Source organism: Collimonas fungivorans Ter331 (assembly GCF_000221045.1).
In the GTDB taxonomy this organism is placed as follows: Bacteria; Pseudomonadota; Gammaproteobacteria; order Burkholderiales; family Burkholderiaceae_D; genus Collimonas; species Collimonas fungivorans_A.
This window is the reverse complement of the sequence record NC_015856.1, coordinates 3612443-3636157: the sequence shown is the minus strand read 5'-3', so window position 1 is coordinate 3636157 and position 23715 is coordinate 3612443. Positions and strand designations below refer to the sequence as shown.

The 23715-nt window shown below is 60.7% G+C and carries 21 protein-coding genes; 13 read left to right on the top strand and 8 right to left on the bottom strand.

Features of this window, described 5'->3' with window-relative positions:
• Positions 1–162: 162 nt before the first annotated feature.
• The 4 genes from CFU_RS15965 to CFU_RS15950 all read right to left on the bottom strand — a co-directional run bounded on the left by CFU_RS15965 (position 163) and on the right by CFU_RS15950 (position 3772).
• Positions 163–573, bottom strand: a complete 411-nt coding sequence (locus tag CFU_RS15965; protein WP_014007071.1) for a YgiW/YdeI family stress tolerance OB fold protein — start codon at positions 571–573, stop codon at positions 163–165.
• A 136-nt stretch (positions 574–709) separates the two neighbouring features.
• Positions 710–2086: an ATP-binding protein gene (locus CFU_RS15960; RefSeq protein WP_014007070.1), complete on the bottom strand. Its 1377-nt coding sequence runs from the start codon at positions 2084–2086 to the stop codon at positions 710–712.
• On the bottom strand, positions 2079–2744 hold the full coding sequence (locus tag CFU_RS15955; protein ID WP_014007069.1) for a response regulator: 666 nt from the start codon (positions 2742–2744) through the stop codon (positions 2079–2081). The genes CFU_RS15960 and CFU_RS15955 overlap by 8 nt, the downstream gene beginning before the upstream one ends.
• A 155-nt stretch (positions 2745–2899) precedes the next feature.
• Positions 2900–3772: a TorF family putative porin gene (locus tag CFU_RS15950; RefSeq protein WP_041742191.1), complete on the bottom strand. Its 873-nt coding sequence runs from the start codon at positions 3770–3772 to the stop codon at positions 2900–2902.
• Positions 3773–4337: 565 nt separating this feature from the next.
• Between CFU_RS15950 and CFU_RS15940 the strand changes: the two genes are divergently transcribed.
• From CFU_RS15940 to fdhA, 5 genes are all read left to right on the top strand, one after another.
• On the top strand, positions 4338–5528 hold the full coding sequence (locus tag CFU_RS15940) for a quaternary amine ABC transporter ATP-binding protein (protein ID WP_014007067.1): 1191 nt from the start codon (positions 4338–4340) through the stop codon (positions 5526–5528).
• Positions 5521–6417 carry a choline ABC transporter permease subunit gene (gene choW / locus CFU_RS15935; RefSeq protein WP_014007066.1) on the top strand — a complete coding sequence of 299 codons (897 nt, stop codon included), beginning with the start codon at positions 5521–5523 and terminating at the stop codon, positions 6415–6417. The genes CFU_RS15940 and choW overlap by 8 nt, the downstream gene beginning before the upstream one ends.
• Positions 6418–6548: 131 nt before the next feature.
• Entirely contained in the window at positions 6549–7604 is a 1056-nt protein-coding gene (locus tag CFU_RS15930; RefSeq protein ID WP_148265016.1) for a GlxA family transcriptional regulator, read from the top strand.
• A 162-nt stretch (positions 7605–7766) separates the two neighbouring features.
• The gene (locus CFU_RS15925) at positions 7767–8711 is read left to right on the top strand and encodes a choline ABC transporter substrate-binding protein (protein ID WP_041742189.1); all 945 of its coding nucleotides are present in this window, start codon (positions 7767–7769) and stop codon (positions 8709–8711) included.
• A gap of 62 nt (positions 8712–8773) precedes the next feature.
• Positions 8774–9976 carry a formaldehyde dehydrogenase, glutathione-independent gene (gene fdhA, locus CFU_RS15920; RefSeq protein WP_014007063.1) on the top strand — a complete coding sequence of 401 codons (1203 nt, stop codon included), beginning with the start codon at positions 8774–8776 and terminating at the stop codon, positions 9974–9976.
• A gap of 67 nt (positions 9977–10043) precedes the next feature.
• On the opposite strand, the gene CFU_RS15915 is transcribed toward fdhA, so the two are convergent.
• The gene (locus tag CFU_RS15915; protein WP_014007062.1) at positions 10044–11132 is read right to left on the bottom strand and encodes a threonine aldolase family protein; all 1089 of its coding nucleotides are present in this window, start codon (positions 11130–11132) and stop codon (positions 10044–10046) included.
• A 424-nt stretch (positions 11133–11556) separates the two neighbouring features.
• Here CFU_RS15915 and CFU_RS15910 point away from each other — a divergent pair, with 424 nt between their 5' ends.
• The 7 genes from CFU_RS15910 (at position 11557) to CFU_RS15880 (ending at position 21236) form a co-directional block, all read left to right on the top strand.
• Entirely contained in the window at positions 11557–12975 is a 1419-nt protein-coding gene (locus tag CFU_RS15910; RefSeq protein WP_425304673.1) for an L-serine ammonia-lyase, read from the top strand.
• Positions 12976–13032: 57 nt separating this feature from the next.
• The gene (locus tag CFU_RS15905; protein ID WP_014007060.1) at positions 13033–14277 is read left to right on the top strand and encodes a sarcosine oxidase subunit beta family protein; all 1245 of its coding nucleotides are present in this window, start codon (positions 13033–13035) and stop codon (positions 14275–14277) included.
• Between the two features lie 37 nt (positions 14278–14314).
• Positions 14315–14599 carry a sarcosine oxidase subunit delta gene (locus CFU_RS15900; RefSeq protein ID WP_014007059.1) on the top strand — a complete coding sequence of 95 codons (285 nt, stop codon included), beginning with the start codon at positions 14315–14317 and terminating at the stop codon, positions 14597–14599.
• Positions 14596–17598: a sarcosine oxidase subunit alpha family protein gene (locus CFU_RS15895; protein ID WP_014007058.1), complete on the top strand. Its 3003-nt coding sequence runs from the start codon at positions 14596–14598 to the stop codon at positions 17596–17598. The genes CFU_RS15900 and CFU_RS15895 overlap by 4 nt, the downstream gene beginning before the upstream one ends.
• Complete coding sequence (locus tag CFU_RS15890) at positions 17588–18196, top strand: sarcosine oxidase subunit gamma (RefSeq protein WP_041742187.1); 609 nt, start codon at positions 17588–17590, stop codon at positions 18194–18196. Before CFU_RS15895 ends, CFU_RS15890 begins: the two co-directional genes overlap by 11 nt.
• Positions 18193–18630 carry a dihydroneopterin aldolase gene (locus CFU_RS15885; protein WP_050808617.1) on the top strand — a complete coding sequence of 146 codons (438 nt, stop codon included), beginning with the start codon at positions 18193–18195 and terminating at the stop codon, positions 18628–18630. Before CFU_RS15890 ends, CFU_RS15885 begins: the two co-directional genes overlap by 4 nt.
• A gap of 296 nt (positions 18631–18926) precedes the next feature.
• On the top strand, positions 18927–21236 hold the full coding sequence (locus tag CFU_RS15880) for an NADP-dependent malic enzyme (RefSeq protein ID WP_014007055.1): 2310 nt from the start codon (positions 18927–18929) through the stop codon (positions 21234–21236).
• Positions 21237–21290: 54 nt separating this feature from the next.
• Here CFU_RS15880 and CFU_RS15875 read toward each other — a convergent pair whose 3' ends face one another.
• The 3 genes from CFU_RS15875 to CFU_RS15865 are packed head-to-tail and all read right to left on the bottom strand — an operon-like array spanning position 21291 to position 22696.
• Positions 21291–21569 (bottom strand): zf-TFIIB domain-containing protein, encoded by a 279-nt coding sequence (locus CFU_RS15875; RefSeq protein WP_014007054.1) that lies wholly within the window; start codon positions 21567–21569, stop codon positions 21291–21293.
• Between the two features lie 60 nt (positions 21570–21629).
• Positions 21630–22316: a Bax inhibitor-1/YccA family protein gene (locus CFU_RS15870; protein WP_014007053.1), complete on the bottom strand. Its 687-nt coding sequence runs from the start codon at positions 22314–22316 to the stop codon at positions 21630–21632.
• A 17-nt stretch (positions 22317–22333) separates the two neighbouring features.
• Positions 22334–22696, bottom strand: a complete 363-nt coding sequence (locus CFU_RS15865; RefSeq protein WP_041742186.1) for an HPF/RaiA family ribosome-associated protein — start codon at positions 22694–22696, stop codon at positions 22334–22336.
• 98 nt (positions 22697–22794) lie between these two features.
• On the opposite strand from CFU_RS15865, the gene nhaR reads away from it, so the two are divergent.
• The gene (gene nhaR, locus CFU_RS15860; protein WP_014007051.1) at positions 22795–23715 is read left to right on the top strand and encodes a transcriptional activator NhaR; all 921 of its coding nucleotides are present in this window, start codon (positions 22795–22797) and stop codon (positions 23713–23715) included.

Here is a 23715-nt window from a genome sequence, read left to right as displayed (position 1 = left end):
GATGCGGTATCTTAGCATCATGCTATGAAGATTCTATTAAGATATGGCGGCATGTAGGCTGTTTCCATGCCGCGCAAGTCGGTACTTCACTCATCGCTGTCGCGCGTGGGCACAAAGGCGTGCCCACCCTGCATGCAATCGGCCTGAAGATTCTATCGGGGCTTATTTGACGGCGGTCACTTTGATTTGCTTGACTTCCAGTTTCGAGCTACCGAAACGTTCCTTGTCGAATTTCCCGCTGAGTTCGACTACGGTATTGGCATCGATAGTTTGATCCTGCGGAAAATGCCTGGCCGAAATATCGGCTTGTATTTCACCGCTGGCATCGGCCAGCACATAATGGTCGCCGCCGGTATGGCGCACCAGTTTCCCGGTCAGGGTCACGTACTGGTCGTCGACGCCGTTCGCCAGCAGTTGCTTGGCGGTCATGCTTGGCACAGTCGACGGACCGGCGTAGCGGGCGGCGACAGGCGCCGCCGAATTGACGGACGGGCCGCTATAACCTTGTGCGACAGCCATGGTTGCGGCGCTGGCGAAAACGGTGATGGCGACAAATTTGCTGATACGGTTCATGGTGTTTCCTTTTCGATGAGCTGCGTTTTAAGATCGGTTCGGTTCGCTGGTGCGCGACCTTGACCGTCATTAGACGCGGCCAAGCTTAACGTTATCTTAAGGACCACAAAAAAACCGGCCGCCTGGACTGCATGGGTCATTCGGCAGGAAAATCCAGGAATACACAGAGACCGCGCCCCTCCAGGCCGCTGCCGAAGGATAAGCTGGCGCCGTGCAGCTCGGCGATGCGGCGGACAATCGACAAGCCCAGTCCGCTGCCTTGCTCTCCGCTGCCCAATACGCGAAAGAAGCGCTCGCTCAGCCTGTTGCGTTGCTGCGCAGCGACTCCCGGGCCGTCATCGCAAACCGCAATGCGCTGCCGGCCGGATATGCTGCAGCAGGTAATCTTGACCGTGCTGTGCGGCGGGCAATAGCGCAAGGCGTTGTCGAGCAGGTTGCGCAAGGCAATCTGCATCATGTCGGGATTCATCTGGATATGGTCAAGCCGGGCATCGATGTGCAAACCGATGCCGCGCTGCTCGGCCATGGCTGCATGCGTTCGCAGCAATTCCTGCAGGAAGGGCTGCAGTGCCACAGCTTGCCGCTCCAGCTTGTTCGGGCTGAGCGGATCCAGGCGCGCCAAGGCCAGCAGGTTCTCGACCAGGGCAGTGCTGCGGTCGATGTCGTCGCGCAGTTTCTGGAACGGTGCGGACAGCTCGCTGTGCTGCCGCTGCAGCAGCTGCACACGCATGCGCAAGGCCGCCAGCGGCGTCCGCAGTTCGTGCGCCGCATCGGCGGTAAACCGGCGTTCAGCTTGCAGCGCGCTTGCCAGGCGCAATAGCAGACCGTTAAGCGCGCTGACGATGGGCCGCAGTTCGCTCGGCTGTCCGTCCAGCGATACCGGCGTCAGGTCGTCCCGCGATTTTGTGCTTAGCGCATAGGCGGCATTATTGATCGGCCGCATGACCCGGCTGACACAGTACCAGCTGAGGGCCGCCAGCACCGCCAGCAGCAGTAATACCGGCAGCGCCAGGCTGTCGGCCAGTTCCTCAAGGATGTCCAGGCGCTTCTTGAATTTCTGCCCGACCTGGACTTCAAAACGCGCATCTTTGCTGCGCAGCACGAAGATGCGCCAGCGCTTGCCGTCGATATTGATGTTCTTGAAACCCTTGCGTTGTTCGAAGCCGGCAACGAAGGGTGTGGCCGGCGCTTTGGCGGTGCGCTGGATGACCCTGCCGTCAATCACGATCTGATACTGGATGTCGACCTTGCGCGGTTCTCCGGCGGCGGCTTCGGATTGATTCAGCAAGCCACGCTCGTTGAAATCGGTGGTGGCCGCCATGATCAGGTTGCTGGATTCCTTGAGCGCGTCGTCAAACACATCGTTGGTTTCGTTCCAGGCGATGAACACCATGATGGTCAGGCTGGCCAGCCACAGCAGGGTGCTGGTGCCGACAATTGTCCATAACAGGCGCAGGCGCAGCGAATAAGAGCGCGGCTTGTCGCCGGATTGTTTCAAGGGCGTGTCAGCCATGCTCTTCTTTTAAACGATAACCGAGGCCGCGCACGGTCACGATGGATCCGGCGCCGAGTTTTTTCCGCAGGTGATGGATATGCACTTCGATGGCGTTGCTTTCCACCTCGTCGCCCCAGCCATACAGGGCTTCTTCGATTTGCGCGCGCTTGACGATATGCTGGCGGCGCAACATCAAGGCATGCAGCACCGCCAGTTCGCGTGCGGTCAGCAGCACCGGTTCGCCGGCCAGGGTCACACGCTTGCTGGCAAGGTCGAGCGCGATCTCGCCATGCTTCAGGATGTTGTCTGCCTGTGAGGCGTGGCGCCGCACCGCGGCGCGGATGCGCGCCGACATTTCTTCGAGGTCGAACGGCTTGACCAGGTAATCGTCGGCTCCCAGGTCGAGGCCTTCGATACGGTCGGCCAGGGTGTCGCGGGCAGTGATGATGAGCACCGGCACCAGGTCTTTGCCGCTACGCAAGCGGGCCAGCAACCGGTCGCCAGTGGTTCCGGGCAAGCCGCGGTCCAGCAGCACGCAGTCGTAGCCATGGGTTTGCAGCGCGGTGGCGGCCGAGTCGCCGCGTTGCACCCAATCCACCGCGTAACCGTCAAGCTGGAGCCAGGATTGCACAGTGGCGCCGAGCGATGGGTCGTCTTCTACAAGGAGGATGCGCATAGGCAGAATCCTAACATGGGCTGGTTTAAGCCAATCTTAAGAAGCCGGAAATGGATGTGAAAAGAGCCGAAGCCATTCTGCGGACAGAAGACTTCGGCAAAAACGCATCGGGCGGTGGGATGGTTCGCAGTAGCGATGCGTCAGGGGGAGAAGGCTCAGAAGGTCTTGGTCAGGGACAGCACCAGTGTGGTGGTGAGCGGATTGGATACTTCGGCCTGGCCTGCCGAATTGAGTACGCCGGTAGTGTAACGGTCGTAGACGCCGTTCTTGCCCCAGCCTTTGGTCACCGCGCCGGCGAGGGTCCAGCCGCCGTCAAATGCCTTGGACACGGCGACTTTGGCGTCCTGGAAACTGTAGGCGGAGAAATTCCTCACCCGCTCGTTGCCATAGTGCAGCAGCAAACTGTAGCCGCTGCCGAGGTCGAACGTGCCGTTCAGGTCCAGGTAGCCCGAGCCGCGGCTGTGCTGGCCGCTGCCTATGCCCAGCGTCGCGCTGTTATAGCCGAAATAGTCAGGCGTATAAGTCAGCCAGTATTTGACGTTGAACCATTTGTAGGTGAGCGAGGCGACCGCTTCGCCGTAGTTGTATTTGGTTTTTGCGAACGATGCCTCTGCGCCAGGGTAAAGGTAGTAATAGATCTGCCCGGTGTAGGTGAAATCGCCAGCCGTGCCGGTGTACCCGCCGTACAGATCCCATTCGACCGAACCGCCTTCGATGAAATGATCGCTGACGCTGGACATCCAGGTGCCGGCAAACAAGCCGCTCGGATGCGCATAATCGACGCCGCCCTGGATCGCGGGTTTGCCCCAGGTCTGGCGGAAGCCGCGCGACACGTATTGCGAGGCGATGGTGACGTTGGCGGTGAACGGCGATGCAGGCGCCGCGGCTGGTGCCGCCGCCGCGGCATCCTTGGCGGTGATGCTGTCCGCGGTCTGGGCCAGCGCCGGCAACTGGAAACTGAATGCGAGGGCCGCGGCGAGCCACGGATAACCGCCGATTTTTCTGGCCTTGCTGAATTTCTGAAGCATGCTGACAACTCCCCTTTGATGTATTTCCATTTTGATATCAATCGCTTGTTTTGTCGATTGCGCCTGCGCGATATCGTGATAGCAAGCGATTGCTGCAAACGGGAAACAAGGCCGGCCTGGTTGCTCGCTTCGATACCTGCAGATAATTATTGTCCCGGCGGGAAAACCTAACTCCCTGCAATTGCGACTAAAAATGATGGAATTGCGACATAGGAAAAATCTGTAAACCGTGGCTAGTCATGGCACGACAAGTGCTTCGTCGTTTTTGATTAAGTGCTTGTCGTAAATCGTCATCCGGCAAAAAACCATTGTCGCGACTATGTAGGAACTCATTTCACCGAGTTCCACTAACGTAAGACGAATTTTTCTCATGAATTTCCCGCCGTCGTGAGGGCGCCGGACCTGTCTTTGCCGCTTGTCTTCCACGCAGTGCTGCACATACACTCTGCAGCAGTGGATTTGAGACAAGCGGGCAAGCATGGCGAGACCCGCACGCTAGCGATATGTTGCAGTAAGGAATGATCCAAACCGCAATAGCGTCGAATGCACAATCAGGAGACCGGTAATGAAGTCTGCAAAAGTAGTAGTTGACCGTTTGTACAAGGTCTTCGGCAATAATCCGCAGTTGGCCTTGAGCATGCTGGAAAGAGGGCAGTCGAAGGACCAGATATTCGCCGAGACCGGGCAGGTGGTCGGTGTGCAGAACGTGTCGTTCGAGGTGCAGGAAGGCGAGATATTCGTGCTGATGGGCTTGTCCGGTTCCGGCAAGTCGACCCTGATCCGCCTGATCAACCGCTTGGTCGATCCCAGCGCCGGCAATGTCCTGGTGGATGGCCAGAACGTGGCGCAGATGACGAATTCGCAACTGATCAAGCTGCGCCGGCGCGACATGAGCATGGTGTTCCAGTCGTTTGCGCTGATGCCGCACCGCACGGTGCTGTCGAATGCCTCGTTCGGCCTGGAAGTAGCAGGCATCGGCAAAAAGGAGCGCGAGCGCCGCACCATGACGGTGTTGGAACAGGTCGGCCTGGCGCCGTTCGCCAACAAGCTGCCGTGCGAACTGTCGGGCGGCATGCAGCAGCGGGTCGGCCTGGCGCGCGCGCTGGCGGTGAACCCGTCGCTGATGATCATGGACGAAGCCTTCTCCGCGCTCGATCCGCTCAAACGCAAGGAAATGCAGGATGTGCTGCTGGATTTGCAAAAGGAACAACAGCGCACCATCATTTTCGTCTCGCACGACCTGGAAGAAGCGCTGCGCATCGGCAGCCGCATCGCCATCATGGAGGGCGGCCGCCTGGTGCAGGTCGGCACCGCCCAGGAAATCATCGACCATCCCGCCGAAGAATATGTGCGGGCCTTTTTCGACGGCGTCGACACCAACCGTTACCTGACCGCCGGCGACCTGATGCAGACCGATGCAGTGCCGCTGGTGGCCTCCGCCGGCGAGGTCCACGCCAACGGCGACCTGTACCGCAGCAGCCGCTCCGACTATGCCTTCGTGGTGGATGCCGCGCGCAAGGTGCAGGGCATCGTCGCCACCCGGCGCCATGCCGACGCTAGCGGCAACCTGCAGCCGGGCGGACTGGACCGGATCGAAGCGATCCATCACCGCAGCAACCTGGAAGACGTGATGGACCGGCTGATCAGCAGCCGCAGCCCATTGCCGGTAGTGGACGGCGACGGCTGCTACTGCGGCGCGATCAGCCAGTCCATGGTGCTCCAAGCTTTATCAAAATCCCGAGGTTCGCATGTCTGAACACCTTCCCCTGGGGCGCTGGGTCGACCAGTTCGTCCACTACATACTCGATAAGCACGGCAACAGTTTCGACAGCTTCGGCAACGCCATCAGCTGGTTTGCCGAATTCATAGAACACGGTTTGCAAGTGCTGCCTTTGTGGCTGCTGATGGGATTTTTCATCGTGCTGGGCATCTGGCGCGTCGGCTTCAAGTTCGCGCTGTTTACCGTGGTGTCTTTTTTCGTGATCTACAACACCGGTTTCTGGGACCAGACCATCGTCACCCTCGGGCTGACCATTTCTTCCACCCTGATCAGCCTGGCGCTGGGCATCCCGGTCGGCGTCTGGGCTGCCAAGAGCAAGCGGGTAGCGATGGTGGTGCGGCCTATCCTGGACTTGATGCAGACCATGCCGGCCTTCGTCTACCTGATCCCGGCCGCCATGATGTTCGGCCTGGGCCGGGTGCCGGGCATCCTGTCCACCGTGATCTTTGCGATGCCGCCGGCGGTGCGCCTGACCGCGCTCGGCATCCGCCAGGTCAACAACGAGATCGTCGAGGCAGGGCAGGCTTTCGGCTGCACCGGCTGGCAGCTGCTGTACAAGGTGCAGTTCCCGAACGCCTTGCCGTCGATCATGGCCGGCATCAACCAGACCATCATGATGGCGCTGTCGATGGTGATCATTGCTTCCATGGTGGGCGCCGGCGGCCTCGGCAACGATGTGCTGGCCAGCATCCAGCGGCTCGACATCGGGCTGGGTTTCGAGAGCGGCCTGAGCGTGGTGCTGCTGGCGATCATCCTCGACCGCATCACCGAAAGTTTCGGCCGCACGCCGGAAGCCGGCAAGGTGCAGCGCTTTTTCCGGCTGCGCAAATGGTTTCGCAAGAGCCCTGCGCTGGCCACCGGCTAAGGACAGGGGTGCAGGCAACAAATTAGCAGCAACGTGATCCGCGCGCTGGAGGTCCAGCGCCGGTAGCCATAGATGGAGGCAGGATGTCTTCGTACCAAGCCGCTTCGAAACCAGGGCCGCAACCAGCGCCGATGCTGCCGCAAACCGCCGCGCCTGCGCCGGTGGTGCATTTTGGTTTCCTGACTTTGCCGAATTTTTCGATGATCGCGTTCGCCAGTGCGATCGAAGTCTTGCGCATGGCTAATTACATCAGCCGCCAGACCTTGTACCGTTGGTCGGTGATCAGCGTCGACGGCGCCCCGGCGCTGGCCAGCAACGGCTTGCCGATTACGCCGACGCTGACCCTGGAGCAGGCCGGCACGCCGGATATCCTGTTTGTCTGCGGCGGCGTCAAGATCCATGAAGCGGTCAACGAAAAACTGAACGCCATGCTGACCCAGCTGGCAAGGCGCAACGTCAAGCTGGGCGGCATCTGCACCGGCAGTTACGCGCTGGTCAAAGCCGGCCTGATGAACGGTTACCAGTGCGCCATCCATTGGGAAAACATTTCCGCATTGCGCGAGGAATTCCCGCGCGTATTGTTTACCGAGGGTCTGTTTGCGGTGGACCGCGACCGCCTCACCTGTTCCGGCGGCACGGCGCCTATCGACCTGATGCTGAACCTGACCGCGAACCGCTACGGCAAGACGCTGGCGGCCGAGATTTCCGAGCAGTTCATCCTGGAACGCATACGCGACGGCGCTTATCAGCAGCACATCCCGATTGCGGCCCGGCTCGGCTTCAGCCGCAAGGAACTGATCGAAGTCGCCAGGCTGATGGAAACCCATATCGAAGAAACCCTTTCCTTCGAAGAAATCGCCAGGCTGGTAGGCTTGTCGCAACGCCAGCTGCAGCGCATGTTCAAGTACTACCTGGATGTCACGCCCACCCATTATTACCTGCAGCTGCGCCTGCGCCGGGCGCGCGAGCTGCTGCTGCAGACCACCATGTCGATCATGAGCGTGACGGTGGCTTGCGGTTTCCAGTCATCCTGCCATTTCAGCAAGGCCTACCGCAACCAGTTCGGCCGTTCCCCCAGCAGCGAACGGCACCTGCGCCATCCCTACCTGTCGGCGGTGGATGAACTGCCGTCTTTACCGGGCTTGCCGCTGGCGGTGGATGAGCTGCTTGACGCTGGCAGGCAATAGCATGTCGCAATCGGTCTAAAGCCAGGTGCGGATGCGATGTAATTTCTTACCTGTACCGGCACGCATGGTTTATTTTCGTTGCGTCGGCGTGCATGCCCTTTCCATTCAACTTGTACCGGTGCCTGCATCGGACTTTCGTCTTTGTTTCAGGAGAAAAAAGCAATGAAATCATTCAGCTTGATGGTCGCCGGCGTCGGCGTGGCGTGCAGCCTGCTGGCGCCGGTGCAGGCGCAGGAACCCAAATCGTGCCAGACCGTGCGTTTCGCCGATGTCGGCTGGACCGACATCGCCGCCACCACCGGCCTGGCTTCCGCCGTGTACGAGGGCCTGGGCTATCACACCACCAAGACCATCGCCTCGGTGCCGATCACCTTTGCCGGCGTCAAGAACAAGCAGATCGACTTGTTCCTTGGTTACTGGGCGCCGACCATGGACCCCATCATTGCTCCCTTCGTCAAGGAAAAATCGCTCAAGGTGCTGGCCACGCCGAACCTGACCGGCGCCAAATACACGCTGGCGGTGCCGACCTACGCCTACGATGCCGGCCTCAAGACTTTTGCCGACATCGCCAAATTTTCGAAGGAGCTGGACGGAAAGATCTACGGCATCGAACCCGGCAACGACGGCAACGCCCTGATCCAGGGCATGATCAGCAAGAACCAGTTCAACCTGAAGAATTTCAAGATGGTGGAGTCGAGCGAGGCCGGCATGCTGATCGAGCTGGGGCGGGCGATCAAGCAAAAGAAATGGATAGTGATCCTGGGCTGGGAACCGCACCCGATGAATGTGCAGCAGAAAATCAGCTACCTGAGCGGCGGCGACGATGTGTTCGGTCCCAATTACGGCGAGGCCAAGGTCTATACCGTGGCGGCCACCGACTATGCGACGCGCTGCCCGAACGCCGACAAGCTGGCCGGCAACCTGCAGTTTTCCACCGGCATCGAAAACCAGCTGATGGGGCGCATCATGGACAAATCCGATCCCAAGACCGCGGCCAAGGAGTGGCTGAAAAAGAATCCGGACGTCCTGGAGAAGCTGCTGGCCGGAGTCAAGACCTTCGACGGCAAGGATGGCCTGCCTGCAGTCAAGGCTTCGCTGGGCATTTGATGCGGTAACGCTTAGTGGTTTCAATAGCGGCTTCAATCCTCATGACAACAGAAGGAGACACAATGTCAGAAAATCGTGGCGTGGTTTATATCGAGCAGGGCAAGGTTGAAATACAGTCGATTCCATTTCCCAAGCTGGATAATCCGCAGGGCAAGAAAATCGAGCATGGCGTGATCCTGAAAGTGGTGTCCACCAATATCTGCGGTTCCGACCAGCACATGGTGCGCGGCCGCACCACCGCCCAGGCCGGGCTGGTGCTGGGCCATGAAATTACCGGCGAGGTGATAGAAGTCGGCTCCGATGTCGAAACCATCAGGAAGGGCGACCTGGTTTCGGTGCCGTTCAATGTCGCCTGCGGCCGCTGCCGCACCTGCAAGGAACAGCATACCGGCGTCTGCGAAACCGTCAATCCGGCGCGCGCCGGCGGCGCTTACGGTTACGTCGACATGGGTGGCTGGATCGGCGGCCAGGCCGAATACGTGATGGTGCCTTACGCCGACTTCAACCTGCTGCGTTTTCCCGACAAAGAGCAGGCGATGGCCAAGATCCGCGACCTGACCTGCCTGTCGGATATCCTGCCTACCGGTTACCACGGCGCGGTGACGGCCGGCGTCGGCCCCGGCGCCACCGTGTATGTCGCCGGCGCCGGTCCGGTCGGGCTGGCTGCGGCGGCTTCGGCGCGCTTGCTGGGAGCGGCGGTGGTGATTGTCGGCGACGTTAATCCGTTGCGCCTGGTGCATGCGCGCAGCGTCGGTTTCGAAACCGTGGACCTGTCCCTCGATGCTTCGCTGAGCGACCAGATCACGCAGATCCTGGGCGTGCCGGAAGTCGATTGCGCGATTGACTGCGTCGGTTTCGAAGCGCGCGGCCATGGCCATGCGGGTGCGCAGTCGGAAGCGCCGGCAACCGTGCTCAATTCGCTGATGGAGGTGACCCGGGTCGCCGGCAAGATCGGCATTCCGGGTTTGTACGTGACCGATGATCCGGGCGCCGTCGACAGCGCCGCCAAGCGCGGCAGCCTGAGCATCCGCCTCGGGCTGGGCTGGGCCAAGTCGCACAGCTTCCATACCGGGCAGACGCCGGTGATGAAATACAACCGGCAGCTGATGCAGGCGATCCTGTGGGACCGCATCAAGATTGCAGACATTGTCGGTGTCGAAGTGATCACCCTGGACCAGGCGCCGGCCGGGTACCAGCAGTTCGATGCCGGCGCGCCGAAGAAATTCGTCATCGATCCGCATCATTTATTGAAGAAAGCCGCCTGAGCCCGGCTTGGGTTATACCGGCTTGATTGCCTGCTGACGGCCAGTCTTGCGCCGTCAGGGGGCAAAGTCACGCAGGCGCGAGTAGCGCCAGGAACTGGTCCAGGATCGCGGCGACCCTATCGTCGGACAAAGACAGCAGCGCATCCCCCACATACCACTCGATATAACTTTGCTGCGGCAGGGCCGTATGCCTGGCTTCGCCAAACAGCCAGATTCCGTGCTCGCGGGCCAGCTGGTCGCGCGCGGCATTCGCCGCATCGCGGTCAACCGGAAAATAGAGATGCAATATATTGCAATGCGGTTGACGCGGATTGACTTGCCACAGCGGATAGCGCGCCAGCAGCCGATACAGATCCCGGGTGCGCTGCAGGTAAGCCGGCATGCGCGCCAGCTTCGCGTCGAACCGCATCGCAGCCGCCACCACGTAGGGCGAGCGCTGATAGATATTGCCGCCCATGCGTTTCATCCAGATCGAAGTGCGCTCAATGAAGTCGCGGCTGCCCAACAGCATGGCGCCGCCGAGGCCGCCTATGCCCTTGTAGAACGAAACATATGCGCTGTCGAAGCCGGCGGTCACGCTGTCCAGCGGCTTGCCATAGCCGGCAGCGGCTTCCCACAGGCGGGCGCCGTCCAGGTGCAGATGGATATTTTGCTTGCGGCAGTAATGCTTGACCGCATCCAGTTCTTCCCATGCCGGCAGCTGGCCGCCGATCTCACGCATGGGCAACTCGTACAGCGCCGCGCCCAGGCGGTCAGGGATGGCTTTGAGGTCATCGGCCGTCCACGGCCGGTGTGGGTTGCCTACGTTGAGCGAGGTGAAATGGCCGAGCATTTGGTAATTGCTGTTCTCGTGCAGCAGGATGTGCGCAGTAGGGTGGAGCGCCACCAGCGGGTTGTTGCGGTCCTGGCAGGCGATGCGCAGTGCGACGGTCTGGGTAAGCGTTCCGGTAATCACGAAGCGGGCCGCTTCGAAGCGCAGCAGCGCGGCGACCTTGTTTTCGAAATCCTGAACCAGCTTGCCTTCGCCATAGACGTCGTGCTGGATGTCATGCGCCTGGCACCAGGCAGCCATTTCGGCAAAATCCTCGGCGGCTGGGCGCGGCGCGGTTCCAGAAAAAAAAGTATGGCATTGGTTGCGTAGATTGGCGTTTGACATATTTAACGGCTTGACGGGTTTAAAAATGACAGTTTGTCATCCTACCTCGGTTTAACGGAGTAGGGTGGCACGACGTGACCAAGCGTAACCTTGATTGCCGAAGCCGAGGCCCATGTTGCATCAAAACAGGCATGCACGTAGAGTTACTTCCCGCGTGGGCACGTTGTGCCCACCCTACGCGTAAAATCAAAAAATGTCGCGCTTGTCGGAAAAGGACAAACACTTGTCAGCTACGGGAAATAGGCCAGCCCGTGCAAGGACAAAATGATGTCAAGGAATAGCACTGCAACACGAGGTGGTTTGAGACTGGAATCAATCGTGTTGCGCTGTACCCTGGCGTTGTCGTGTCTCGTGCGCTTGCTGCCGTTTGCCGGGAAAAAACTTCAACCCAACCAGGAGTTGTCATGAACCTAAGCATCATGTTTTGCCAGTACAGCCAATCGGGTTTTCTATGAACATCAGCACATTCGATTTATTCAAGGTCGGCATCGGCCCCTCCAGTTCGCATACGGTGGGACCGATGATTGCCGCCAATCGATTTGCTGCGTATTTGCATGATGCGGGCCTGCTCGATGCGGTGCATGCGGTCAGGGTCGAGCTGTACGGTTCGCTGGGCGCGACCGGCAAAGGCCACGGCAGCGACAAGGCGGTGCTGCTTGGACTGGAAGGCAACCTGCCGGACAACATCGATCCGGACCATGTCGAACCGCGGCTGGCGGAAATCCGCAGTTCGAAGAAATTGCTGCTGAACGGCAGCCACGCCATCGGCTGCGTGGAAAAAGAGCATGTGCTGTTTTTCCGCCGCGAAGCCTTGCCGCAACATCCGAACGGCATGCGTTTTGTCGCCCTGGATGCTGCCGCCAGCGTGATTGCGGAAAAAGAATACTACTCGGTCGGCGGCGGTTTTGTGGTCAGCAAGGAAGGCCAGCGCGTCAACCTGGTGCAGGCGGGCAGCGTGCAGAGCGAGGGCGACCTGCCATATCCGTTTCATTCCGGCGACGACCTGCTGCGCATGTGCGCCGAAAGCGGCTTGACGATCGCCGCGCTGATGATGGAAAACGAAAAGCACTGGCGTTCGGCGGAAGAAGTGCGGACCAAGCTGCTGGGCATCTGGGATGTGATGGCGGCGGCGGTCAAACGCGGCTGCTCGATAGACGGCGAACTGCCCGGCCCGATGCGGGTCAAGCGCCGCGCGTCCGAGCTGTACCGGCAACTGAAGGAACGCTCCGAGGAATCGTTTACGGATCCGCTGTCGATGCTGGACTGGGTCAACCTGTATGCGATGGCGGTGAATGAAGAAAACGCTGCTGGCGGACGGATCGTTACCGCACCTACCAATGGCGCGGCAGGCGTGTTGCCGGCGGTGCTGCATTACTACACCAAGTTCATTCCCGGTTCGAATAAAGACGGGGTCATGACCTTCATGCTGACGGCGGCGGCGATCGGCCTGATCTACAAGGAAAACGCTTCCATCTCCGGCGCCGAAGTCGGTTGCCAGGGCGAGGTCGGGGTTGCCTGTTCGATGGCTGCGGGAGCATTGGCGGCGGTCTTGGGCGGCACGCCGGAGCAGATCGAGAATGCCGCGGAAATCGGCATGGAGCACAACCTCGGAATGACCTGCGATCCGGTTGGCGGACTGGTGCAGATTCCCTGCATAGAACGCAATGCGATGGGTGCAGTGAAGGCGATCAACGCCGCCCGCATGGCCTTGCGCGGCAACGGCAAACATTATGTGTCGCTCGACAATGTGATCAAGACCATGATGCAGACCGGCGCCGACATGAAGACCAAATACAAGGAAACATCACGTGGTGGTTTGGCGGTAAATGTGATTGAGTGCTGACTTTGAGTGCTAACTAATAGCGGACTGTAACAGCGGTTCTGGAACTTTGAGGAGTGTATGAGCAATTATTCGATATTCAGCCTGATCCGCAATGGGCTCTCCTATCATGAGAACTGGCAGCGGGCCTGGAAAAGTCCGGAACCGAAAAAGGAATACGACATCGTCATCGTCGGCGGCGGCGGCCACGGCCTGGCTACTGCCTATTACCTGGCCAAGGTGCACGGCTTGCGCAATATCGCGGTGATTGAAAAAGGCTGGATAGGCGGCGGCAATACCGCGCGCAACACTACCATCGTGCGCTCGAACTACCTGTGGGACGAGTCGGCCATGCTGTATGAAAAAGCCATGCAGCTGTGGGAAGGCTTGTCGCAGGACCTGAACTACAACGTCATGTTCAGCCAGCGCGGCGTGATGAACCTGGCGCATACCCTGCAGGACGTGCGCGATACCGACCGCCGCATCAACGCCAACCGTCTCAACGGTGTCGACGCCGAATGGTTGACGCCGGCGCAGGTCAAGGAAATCGTGCCGATCATTAACCTGAACAGCCACTACCCGGTGCTGGGCGCTTCCTTCCAGCGCCGCGGCGGCGTGGCGCGGCACGATGCGGTGGCGTGGGGATTTGCCCGCGGCGCCGACGAGCGCGGCGTCGATATCCTGCAGAACTGCGGCGTGACCGGGATCCGACGCGAGAATGGCGCGGTGACCGGGGTCGATACCGTCAAAGGTTTTATCAAGGCCAAGAAAGTGGCGGTGGTTGCTGCCGGCCACTCTAGCGTATTGGCGGCCATGGCCGGCATCCGCTTGCCGCTGGAAAGCCACCCTTTGCAGGCGCTGGTGTCGGAGCCGATCAAGCCGATCATCGATACGGTGGTGATGTCGAATGCGGTGCACGCCTATATCAGCCAGTCCGACAAGGGCGACCTGGTGATCGGCGCCGGCGTCGACCAGTATACCGGCTACGGCCAGCGCGGCAGTTACCACGTGATCGAAGGCACCCTGCAGGCGATCGTCGAAATGTTCCCGGTGCTGAGCCGGGTCCGCATGAACCGCCAATGGGGCGGGATCGTCGACGTTTCGCCGGACGCTTGCCCGATCATTTCCAAGACCCCGGTCAAGGGCCTGTACTTCAACTGCGGCTGGGGCACCGGCGGCTTCAAGGCTACGCCGGGCTCGGGCTGGGTATTCGCCCACACGATTGCCAACGACAATCCGCACCCCCTGAATGCGCCGTTTGCGCTGGACCGTTTCTACAACGGCCACCTGATCGACGAACACGGCGCCGCTGCCGTGGCTCACTGAAATTCACCAATTCCCGCTATCTGCCTGGAGATCCATCATGTTATTGATTACCTGCCCTTGGTGCGGGCCGCGCGCCGAGAGCGAGTTCCATTGCGGCGGCGAAGCCGACATCGCGCGTCCGCTGGACACCGAAAACATCAGCGACGAAGCCTGGGGCGACTATCTGTTCATGCGCAAGAATCCGCGCGGCGTGCACCGCGAACAATGGCTGCACAGCCATGGCTGCAGGCGCTGGTTCATGGCCGAGCGCGATACCGTCAGCTACGAATTCCTCGGTTACAGCAAGTTCGGCGAAAAGACTGAAACAGGGAGTGCAACATGAGCAATCAGACGCATCGGCTCAAGGACGGCGGCCGGATAGACCGCGGCGCGGCGCTCGGTTTTACCTTCAACGGCAAGAGTTACCAAGGCTACCAGGGCGATACGCTGGCGTCGGCGCTGCTGGCCAACGGCGTGCATTTTGTGGCGCGCAGCTGGAAATACCATCGCCCGCGCGGCATCGTCACCGCCGGCGTGGAAGAACCGAATGCGCTGGTGCAGCTGGAAACCGGCGCTTATACGGTGCCGAACGCCCGCGCCACCGAAATCGAACTGTACCAGGGCTTGAACGCGACCAGTGTCAACGCCAGTCCCAGCATCGAGAATGACCGGATGGCGGTGAACCAGCTGTTCGCCCGTTTCATCCCGGCCGGTTTCTATTACAAGACATTCAAGTGGCCGCGCAGCTGGTGGGGCAAGTACGAAGAAGTGATACGCGAAGCAGCCGGCTTCGGCAAGGCGCCCACCGCGCTCGATCCTGACCGCTACGAAAAGACCTACGCCCATTGCGATGTGCTGGTTGCAGGCGCAGGCCCGGCCGGCCTTGCTGCGGCCTGGGTCGCCGCCAGTTCGGGCGCACGGGTGGTGCTGGTCGACGACCAGCCGGAGCTGGGCGGCAGCCTGTTGTCCGGGCCGGCCATGATCGATGGCTTGCCCGCTGCAGCGTGGGTGGCAAAGATAACGGACGATCTGCGGCGTTTGCCGGAGGTTACGATTTTGTCGCGCAGCACGGTGTTCGGCTACCAGGAACATAACCTGCTGACCGTGACCCAGCGCCTCAGCGAGCACCTGCCGCTGGCGGCGCGCGGGGCGGTGCGCGAGCGCTTGTGGAAGGTGCGCGCCAAGCACGTGATACTGGCCACCGGCGCGCATGAGCGGCCTATCGTATTCGGCAACAATGACCTGCCGGGCATTATGCTGGCGTCGGCGGTGTCGACCTATATCCACCGCTACGGCGTGCTGCCGGGGCGCAAGGCGGTGATCTTCACCAATAATGACGATGCTTACCAGACCGCGCTGGACCTGAAGGCCAACGGCGCCGAAGTGACCGTGGTTGACCCGCGTCCGGCTGGCAACAGCAGCTTGCCGGCTACGGCAAGGCGGCAAGGCATCAACATCGTCAACGACGCCGTGGTGGTGACCGCCAGCGGCAGCCGCCATGTCAAGATGGTGGAAGTGGCGCGTCACCAGGATGGCGTGCCGGGGCAGTTCATTACCTCGCTGGCCTGCGACCTGCTGGGCGTGTCGGGCGGCTGGAATCCGGTGATCCACCTGTTTGCGCAATCCGGCGGCAAGGCGCACTGGAGCAACGAAAAAGCCTGTTTTGTACCTGGTTCGGCGATGCAAAAGGAAACCAGCGCAGGCGCCGCCAACGGCGATTTCAGCCTGAGCGGCGCTTTGCGCGACGGCGCCTTGGCGGCGCAGCAAGCGATCGTCGCGGTAGGCTTGAAGCCGATAGTGCTGCCCAGCTGGAAAGTGGTGGAGTTGTCCGAAGCCGCCATCATGCCTTTGTGGCTGGTGGGCGACCGCAAGCAGGTAGGGCGCGGCCCCAAGCAGTTCGTCGATTACCAGAACGATGTTTCGGCGGCGGATATCTACCTGGCGGCACGCGAGGGTTATCACTCGGTGGAGCACGTCAAGCGCTACACCGCGCTCGGCTTCGGCACCGACCAGGGCAAGCTCGGCAATATCAACGGCATGGCGATCCTGGCCGAAGTGCTGGGCAAGACCATCCCGCAAACCGGCACCACCACCTTCCGCCCGAACTACACGCCGGTGACTTTCGGCACCGTGGCCGGGCGCGAGCTGGGCGAGTTCCTGACGCCGATCCGCAAGACCTGCATCCATCCCTGGCACCAGGAACAGGGCGCCTTGTTTGAAGATGTCGGCAACTGGAAGCGGCCATGGTACTACCCGCGCGGCAAGGAAGACCTGCACGCCGCGGTAGCGCGCGAATGCCTGGCGGCGCGCAACAGCGTCGGCATCCTGGATGCTTCGACCCTGGGCAAGATCGATGTGCAGGGACCGGATGCCGTCACTCTGCTGAACTGGATGTATACCAATCCCTGGAACAAGCTGGAAGTCGGCAAGTGCCGCTACGGCCTGATGCTCGATGAAAATGGCATGGTGTTCGACGACGGCGTCACGGTGCGCCTGGGCGAGCAGCATTTCCTGATGAGCACCACCACCGGCGGCGCGGCGCGCGTGCTGGACTGGATGGAGCGCTGGCTGCAGACCGAATGGCCGCACCTGAAGGTCAACCTGACGTCGGTGACCGACCATTTTGCGACGTTTGCGGTGGTGGGGCCGAATGCCCGGCGCGTGTTGCAGAAGGTGTGCAAGGACATCGATTTTTCGAATGAGAAATTCCCGTTCATGTCGTTCCGCGAAGGCAGCATCAACAGCGTGTTCACCCGCATCATGCGCATCAGTTTTTCGGGTGAACTGTCGTACGAGGTGAACGTGCCGGCCAACATGGGACGCGCCATCTGGGACGCGATCATCGAAGCCGGCAAGGAATTCGACATCACGCCTTACGGCACCGAGACCATGCACGTGCTGCGTGCAGAAAAGGGCTACATCATTGTTGGCCAGGATACCGACGGTTCGGTGACGCCGTTCGACCTCGGCATGGGCGGCCTGGTCGCCAAGTCCAAGGATTTCCTCGGCAAGCGTTCGCTGATCCGGTCCGACACTGCGCGCAGCGACCGCAAGCAGCTGGTCGGCTTGCTGAGCGAGGACAAGGATGTGGTGCTGCCGGAAGGCAGCCAGATCCTGGCTGAACCAAGCAATGAACCGATCGCCGACATGATCGGCCATGTGACGTCCAGTTATTTTAGTCCGATCCTGCAGCGTTCGATTGCTTTCGCGCTGATCAAGGGCGGCCTCGGCAAGATGGGACAGGAAGTCAGCATTCCGCTGGCGAACGGCCGCAATCTCGCGGCCAAGATCAGCAGCCTGGTGTTTTACGATGCAGAAGGAGTCCGTCAACATGTTGAATGAAACCCAGCTTTTCCAGGTGCAGCAAGAATCGCCGTTCACCGAACTGACGCAGATGCTGGCGCCGCTCGCGGCCGGCGCCGGCGCGGCGGTCAGCATGGAAGAGAAACCGTTCCTCGAACTGATCAACCTCAAGGGCGACGCGGATTCCGCCGTGCTGCAGAAAGCGGTCAAGAGCCTCACCGGCGCGGTTCTGCCGCTGCAGCCGAACACGGTCACGGACAGCGAGAAGTTCACCATTTACTGGCTGGCGCCGAATGAATGGCTGGTCCAGTCGAAACAGCCGCGCTTGCCGGCATTATGCGCGGATCTGACCGGCGCGCTGGCCGGACAGTTTGCTTCCGTGGTGGATGTCAGCAGCGGCAACACCAGCCTGGTGCTCAGCGGGGAAAAGGCGCGCGAGGTTTTGCGGAAAGGTTGTCCGCTGGACTTTCATCCGGCTGTGTTCACGGTTGGCCAATGCGCCCAAAGCCATTTCTTCAAGGCAGGCGTCTTGCTGCGGCCTTTGGCCGGCGGTGAGTATGAACTGGTGATCCGGCGCAGCTTCGCCGACTATTTCGGCCGTATCTTGCTGGACGCTTGCCAGGAGTATCTCCAATGAAGAATGAGAGTATCGCCAGCGGCGTCCGCTGGCAGATTTTCGTCGAAGCCTTGTCGACGACGACGCGGGTCGGCCTGCATCCGCATGAGCATGAGAAAGCGCAGGCGGTGGAGCTGGATATAGAGCTGTCTTACCGCACCGGCGGCCAGCACGATGACGACGCCGCCTCGGTGATCGACTACGATCATTACTGCGGCGTGATCACGGCTTTCCTGCAAGCCAAGCCGCATACCCGCCTGCTGGAGACGCTGGCGTCGGAAGTCGCCAGCTTGTCGTTCCGCGAATTCCCGATGCTGGATGAAATCCGGGTTGCGATCCACAAGCCGAAGATTCGTCCCAACACCGCGCGGCTGGGTGTGGCTTCCAGCTGGACGCGCTGGAGTTATGAAACCTTGCTGGTGCTGCAGCCGCTGGAAAGCAGCGTCGCAGCCTGAGATTGGCAGGATGGCAGTAATCTTCCGATGGCAAGCCCGCATGCGCGGGCTTTTTTTATGCGGCGCTGCGGGATAAATTGAATCGGATTTTTTTGCGGTAACGCTGCAAGTTACCTCGGATTCGTCTACCATTTGCCATGAGCCGCACAATGCAAACCACGATTCCACGGGATAACTTCCCTTTCCAAAAAGCATCTTCCCCAGCAGAGATAGCGGTCGCCGGGAAACCGTATCGATAGACATTGTGATAATGTCGCTGCCACCGAATTTTCATTAGCGTATCCAGGAGACCATCAATGAGCACCCCAACCACTCTTTCTGCGGCCGAGCAGGCCCTGCGCGACGCGGCGCTGGAATATCACCGCAGCCCGACGCGCGGCAAGATCGCCGTGGTGCCGACCAAGCCCCTGTCGAACCAGCGCGACCTGTCGCTGGCGTATTCGCCCGGCGTGGCCTATGCCTGCCTGGCGATCCACGAAGATCCGGAAATGGCGGTGGAATATACCTCGCGCGCCAACCTGGTGGGCGTGGTCACCAACGGCACCGCGGTGCTGGGCCTGGGCGACATCGGGCCGCTGGCCGGCAAGCCGGTAATGGAAGGCAAGGGTTGCCTGTTCCATAATTTCGCCGGCATCGATGTGTTCGACATCGAACTGGCCGAGCGCGACCCGGACAAGCTGGTCGAGATCATCGCCGCGCTGGAGCCGACCCTGGGCGGCATCAACCTGGAAGACATCAAGGCGCCGGAATGCTTCTATATCGAAAAGAAGCTGCGCGAGCGCATGAAGATCCCGGTCTTCCACGACGACCAGCACGGCACCGCCATCATTTCCTCGGCGGCCCTGCTGAACGGCCTGGAGCTGGTCAACAAGAAGATCGGCGAAGTCAAGCTGGTGGCGTCCGGCGCCGGCGCCGCGGCGATCGCCTGCCTCGACCTGATGGTCGAGCTGGGCGTCAAGCGTGAAAACATTTTCGTCTGCGACTCGCGTGGCGTGATCCATGACAAGCGCGAAGACAAGCTGGATGTATCCAAGCAGCGCTACCAGCAGACCACCAATGCCCGCACCCTGGCCGATGCGATTGTCGATGCCGACGTGTTCCTCGGCTGCTCGGCGCCCGGCGTGCTGAGCCAGGACATGGTCAAGGCCATGGGTTCGCAGCCCATCATCCTGGCGCTGGCCAATCCGGAACCGGAAATCCGCCCTGAGCTGGCGCTGGAAGCGCGGCCGGACTGCATCATCGCCACCGGCCGTTCGGATTATCCGAACCAGGTCAACAACGTTTTGTGTTTCCCTTACATTTTCCGCGGCGCCCTGGACTGCGGCGCCACCAGCATCACGGAAGCGATGAAGGTCGCCTGCGTACGCGAGATCGCCGACCTGACCAAGGCCGAGATCAGCGAGGAAGTGGCGTCCGCCTATGCCGGCCAGGAACTGCATTTCGGCCCGGAATACATCATTCCGAAGCCATTCGATTCGCGCCTGATCCTGCGCATCGCGCCTGCGGTTGCGCGCGCCGCCGAAGAGTCGGGGGTGGCGACGCGTCCAATCAAGGACATGGAAGCTTACCGCCAGTCGCTGATGCGTTTTGTCAGCCATACCGGCATGTTCATGCGTCCGGTGTTTGTCGCCGCGCGCGGCGAGCCGCAACGCATCGTCTACGCCGAGGGCGAGGACGAGCGCGTATTGCGGGCGGTGCAGATCGCGCTGGAAGAAAAGCTGGTGCGGCCCATCTTGATCGGCCGTCCGGCGGTGATCGAGGCGCGCATCAAGCGCGCCGGCTTGCGCTTGCAGGCCGGACGCGATTTCGAACTGATCAATCCAGAAGACGATGTGCGTTTCCGCCAGTACTGGGAAACCTATCACGAGATCAAGGCGCGCGACGGCGTCACGCCCGAGATGGCGAAGTCGACCTTGCGCCGTTCCAACACCACCATTGCGTCGCTGCTGGTCAAGCTGGGCGACGCCGACGGCATGCTGTGCGGCCTGGTCGGGCGTTTCGACAACCACCTGGAACATGTGAGCGACATCATCGGCCTGCGCGACGGCGCCAAGTGCTTCGCCACCATGAACGGCCTGGTGCTGGACAAGCATACCTTGTTCATCGCCGATACCTTCGTCAACGACGATCCGGATGCCGAGCAGCTGGCCGATATCGCGGCGATGGCGGTGGAAGAGGTGAGGCGCTTCGGCGTGCCGCCCAAGGTGGCGTTCCTGTCGCACTCGATGTTCGGTTCCAGCACGCGGCCGTCGGCCAAGAAGATGCGCGCCGCGCGCGACTTGTTCGTCAAGCGCATGCCGGATGTCGAAGCCGATGGCGAGATGCACGGCGACGCGGCCCTGAGCGCAGAGGTAAGGGCGCAGTTCCTGCCGAAATCGACGCTGAGCGGCGACGCCAACGTGCTGGTGACGCCTAACCTGGACGCCGCCAATATCTTGTTCAACGTGTTGAAGATGACCGGCGGCCAGGGCGTTACGGTGGGACCGGTATTGCTGGGCGCCGCGGCGCCGGTGCATATCCTGAACCCGTCGGCGACGGTGCGCCGGGTGGTCAACATGACGGCGCTGGTGGTGGCAAACGCTATCTCTGCCAAGCAGGGAGTGTAAACAAGGAAGGGGAGCAGGATGCCTGATCCTGTTCCCCCGCTCAATGCAATGCTGTCAGTCGAACAGCTCTTGCCAGAAACTCTCTTTCTTTTTCGGCCGGCGGTAATCGCTGTACTGCGATCCATGCTGCTCCGGCCGGTATTCAGGCTGGTGCCGCGTCGGAGCAGCCGGCTGCGCCCTGGCGCTTGTCAGTTCATGGGTTGATTGCTGGATGATCTTGTCCAGTTCGCCGCGATCCAGCCAGACGCCGCGGCAACCGGGGCAGTAATCGATCTCGATGCTCTGCCTCTCGCTCATGACGAGCTCCTTTTCCTTGCATACAGGGCAATACATAAAATTTCTCCATAATAGTCAAACGTAACGCGGGCAGGCCGTGCAGGCCCTATCGCGGGTTTACTCTTTGTTGACGAATCCCAGCAGCTGCAACAGGCTGGTGAACAGGTTGAAAATCGAGACGAACAGACTGACGGTAGCCATCACGTAATTGGTCTCGCCGCCGCGCACGATATTGTTGGTTTCGAACAGGATCATGCCCGACATCAGCAGCACGAACACCGCGGATACGGTCAGCGACAAGGCCGGGATGCTGAAGAAGATCGCCGCCAGTCCGGCCACGAAAGCCACCAGCACGCCAACCGTCAGCATGCCGCCCATGAAGGACAGGTCACGCTTGGTGACCAGCGCATAAGCAGACATGCCGAGGAAAATGATGGCAGTGCCGGCCAGCGCCATCATCACCGTCAAGCCGCCGTTGGGCAGACTCAGGTAATGGCTGACGATCGGCCCCAGGGTGTAGCCCATGAAGCCGGTCAGCGCGAACACCAGGCCCACGCCGAGCCCCTGGTCACGGTATTTGGTGACCAGGAACAGCAAGCCGAAATAGCCGATCAGGGTGATGATGATGCCGGGCGCGGGCAGGCTGAATGCTATCGAGGCGCCGGCGACGATGGCGCTGAAACCCAGGCATAGCGACAGCAGCAGGTAGGTGTTGCGCAGGACCTTGCGCGCAGCGCCGTCCATCACCGTGGTGGCGGCATACCTGGCGCTGCTGTTTCTGAGAGTGTCGTAACGATTATTCATGATGGTCTTTCGTAAAATTAGATAAGGGCAGCTTCGCTGGTCGGCACCGTGTATTTGGTATGCCGGATCGATTTGGCCCTTGACAGCAGGCGGTCAATGGCTTGCGCGGCGCGATGCGCAGCCTGGTCGACCATGGCGGCGACGTCGTTTCCTTTTTCGGTGACGACCACGGTCGGCAAGCCGGGCAAGGTCAGCTGGATCTGGCAATGCTTGTCGATGCCGCCCTTGGGCCCGTTCTGGTCGCTGATGCGCACTTTCATGGCCTGGATGCCGTATTGTTTCCTGTCGAGCGCCAGGCTCAAGCGATGGCTAACGTACTCGCGCAGTCTGCGGCTGAGTTTTACACCTTTGGTAGCAACGATGGCGATAGTCGGTTTCATCAAAGACTCCAGTTCGTTTCAGGAGAAACCATCATATAACCGCGACATGAACTTAAAAAGCGAAGATAATCGAAGAATTACTTCGGAAAAACAGAATAATGAAATCATCTGGACTGAATTTTCGCCACCTGCATTATTTCTGGGTGGTGGCCAAGGAAGGTAGCGTCACCCGCGCCGCCGAACGCCTGGGGCTGGCGGTGCAAACCGTCAGCGCCCAGCTGTCGCTGCTGGAGCAGGCGGTAGGAAAGTCGCTGCTGGCGCCGCAGGGCCGGCGCCTGGTATTGACCGAGGCGGGGCGCCTGGCGCTGGGTTATGCCGATCAGATTTTCTTATTGGGCGAACAGATGCAGGAAGCGCTTGCCGCTGCCGACGATGAACCCACCTTGCGGCTGGCGGTCGGCATTTCGGATTCGCTGCCGAAGCTGATTTCGTCGCGCCTGCTGGAAGCGGCATTGCGCTTGCCGCAGCGGGTGAAGCTGGTGTGTTTCGAGGACAAGTTTGAGTCGCTGCTGGGCGATCTCACCATGCACAAGCTGGATGTGGTGCTGACCGACCGGCCGGCGCCTTCCGGCGCGGCGTTGCGCGTATTCAGCCATTTGCTCGGAGAGAGCGACATCGCGCTGTTCGGCAGCAAGGAGCTGGCCAAGCGTTATCGCGCAAAATTCCCGGCCAGCCTTAGCGGCGCGCCTCTGTTGCTGCCGACCCGCAACAACGTGATCCGCGGCCGCATTGACCACTGGTTCGAAGCGCATGAGCTGCGGCCGGATGTGGTCGGCGAGTTCGATGATAATGCGCTGCTGAACACCTTCGGCCGCAACGGCCTGGGCCTGTTTCCGGCGCCGTCGGCGCTCGCCGCCGATGTCGAGGAACAATTCGGCGCGGTGCTGATCGGCGAACTGGACCAGGTGCATGAGCAGTTTTATGCGGTGTCGAATGAGCGCAAGATCAAGCATCCGGCGGTGGAGGCGATCCTGTCGGCGATACATGGACGGGTGTTCACCCCGGTCAAGCGCAAATAA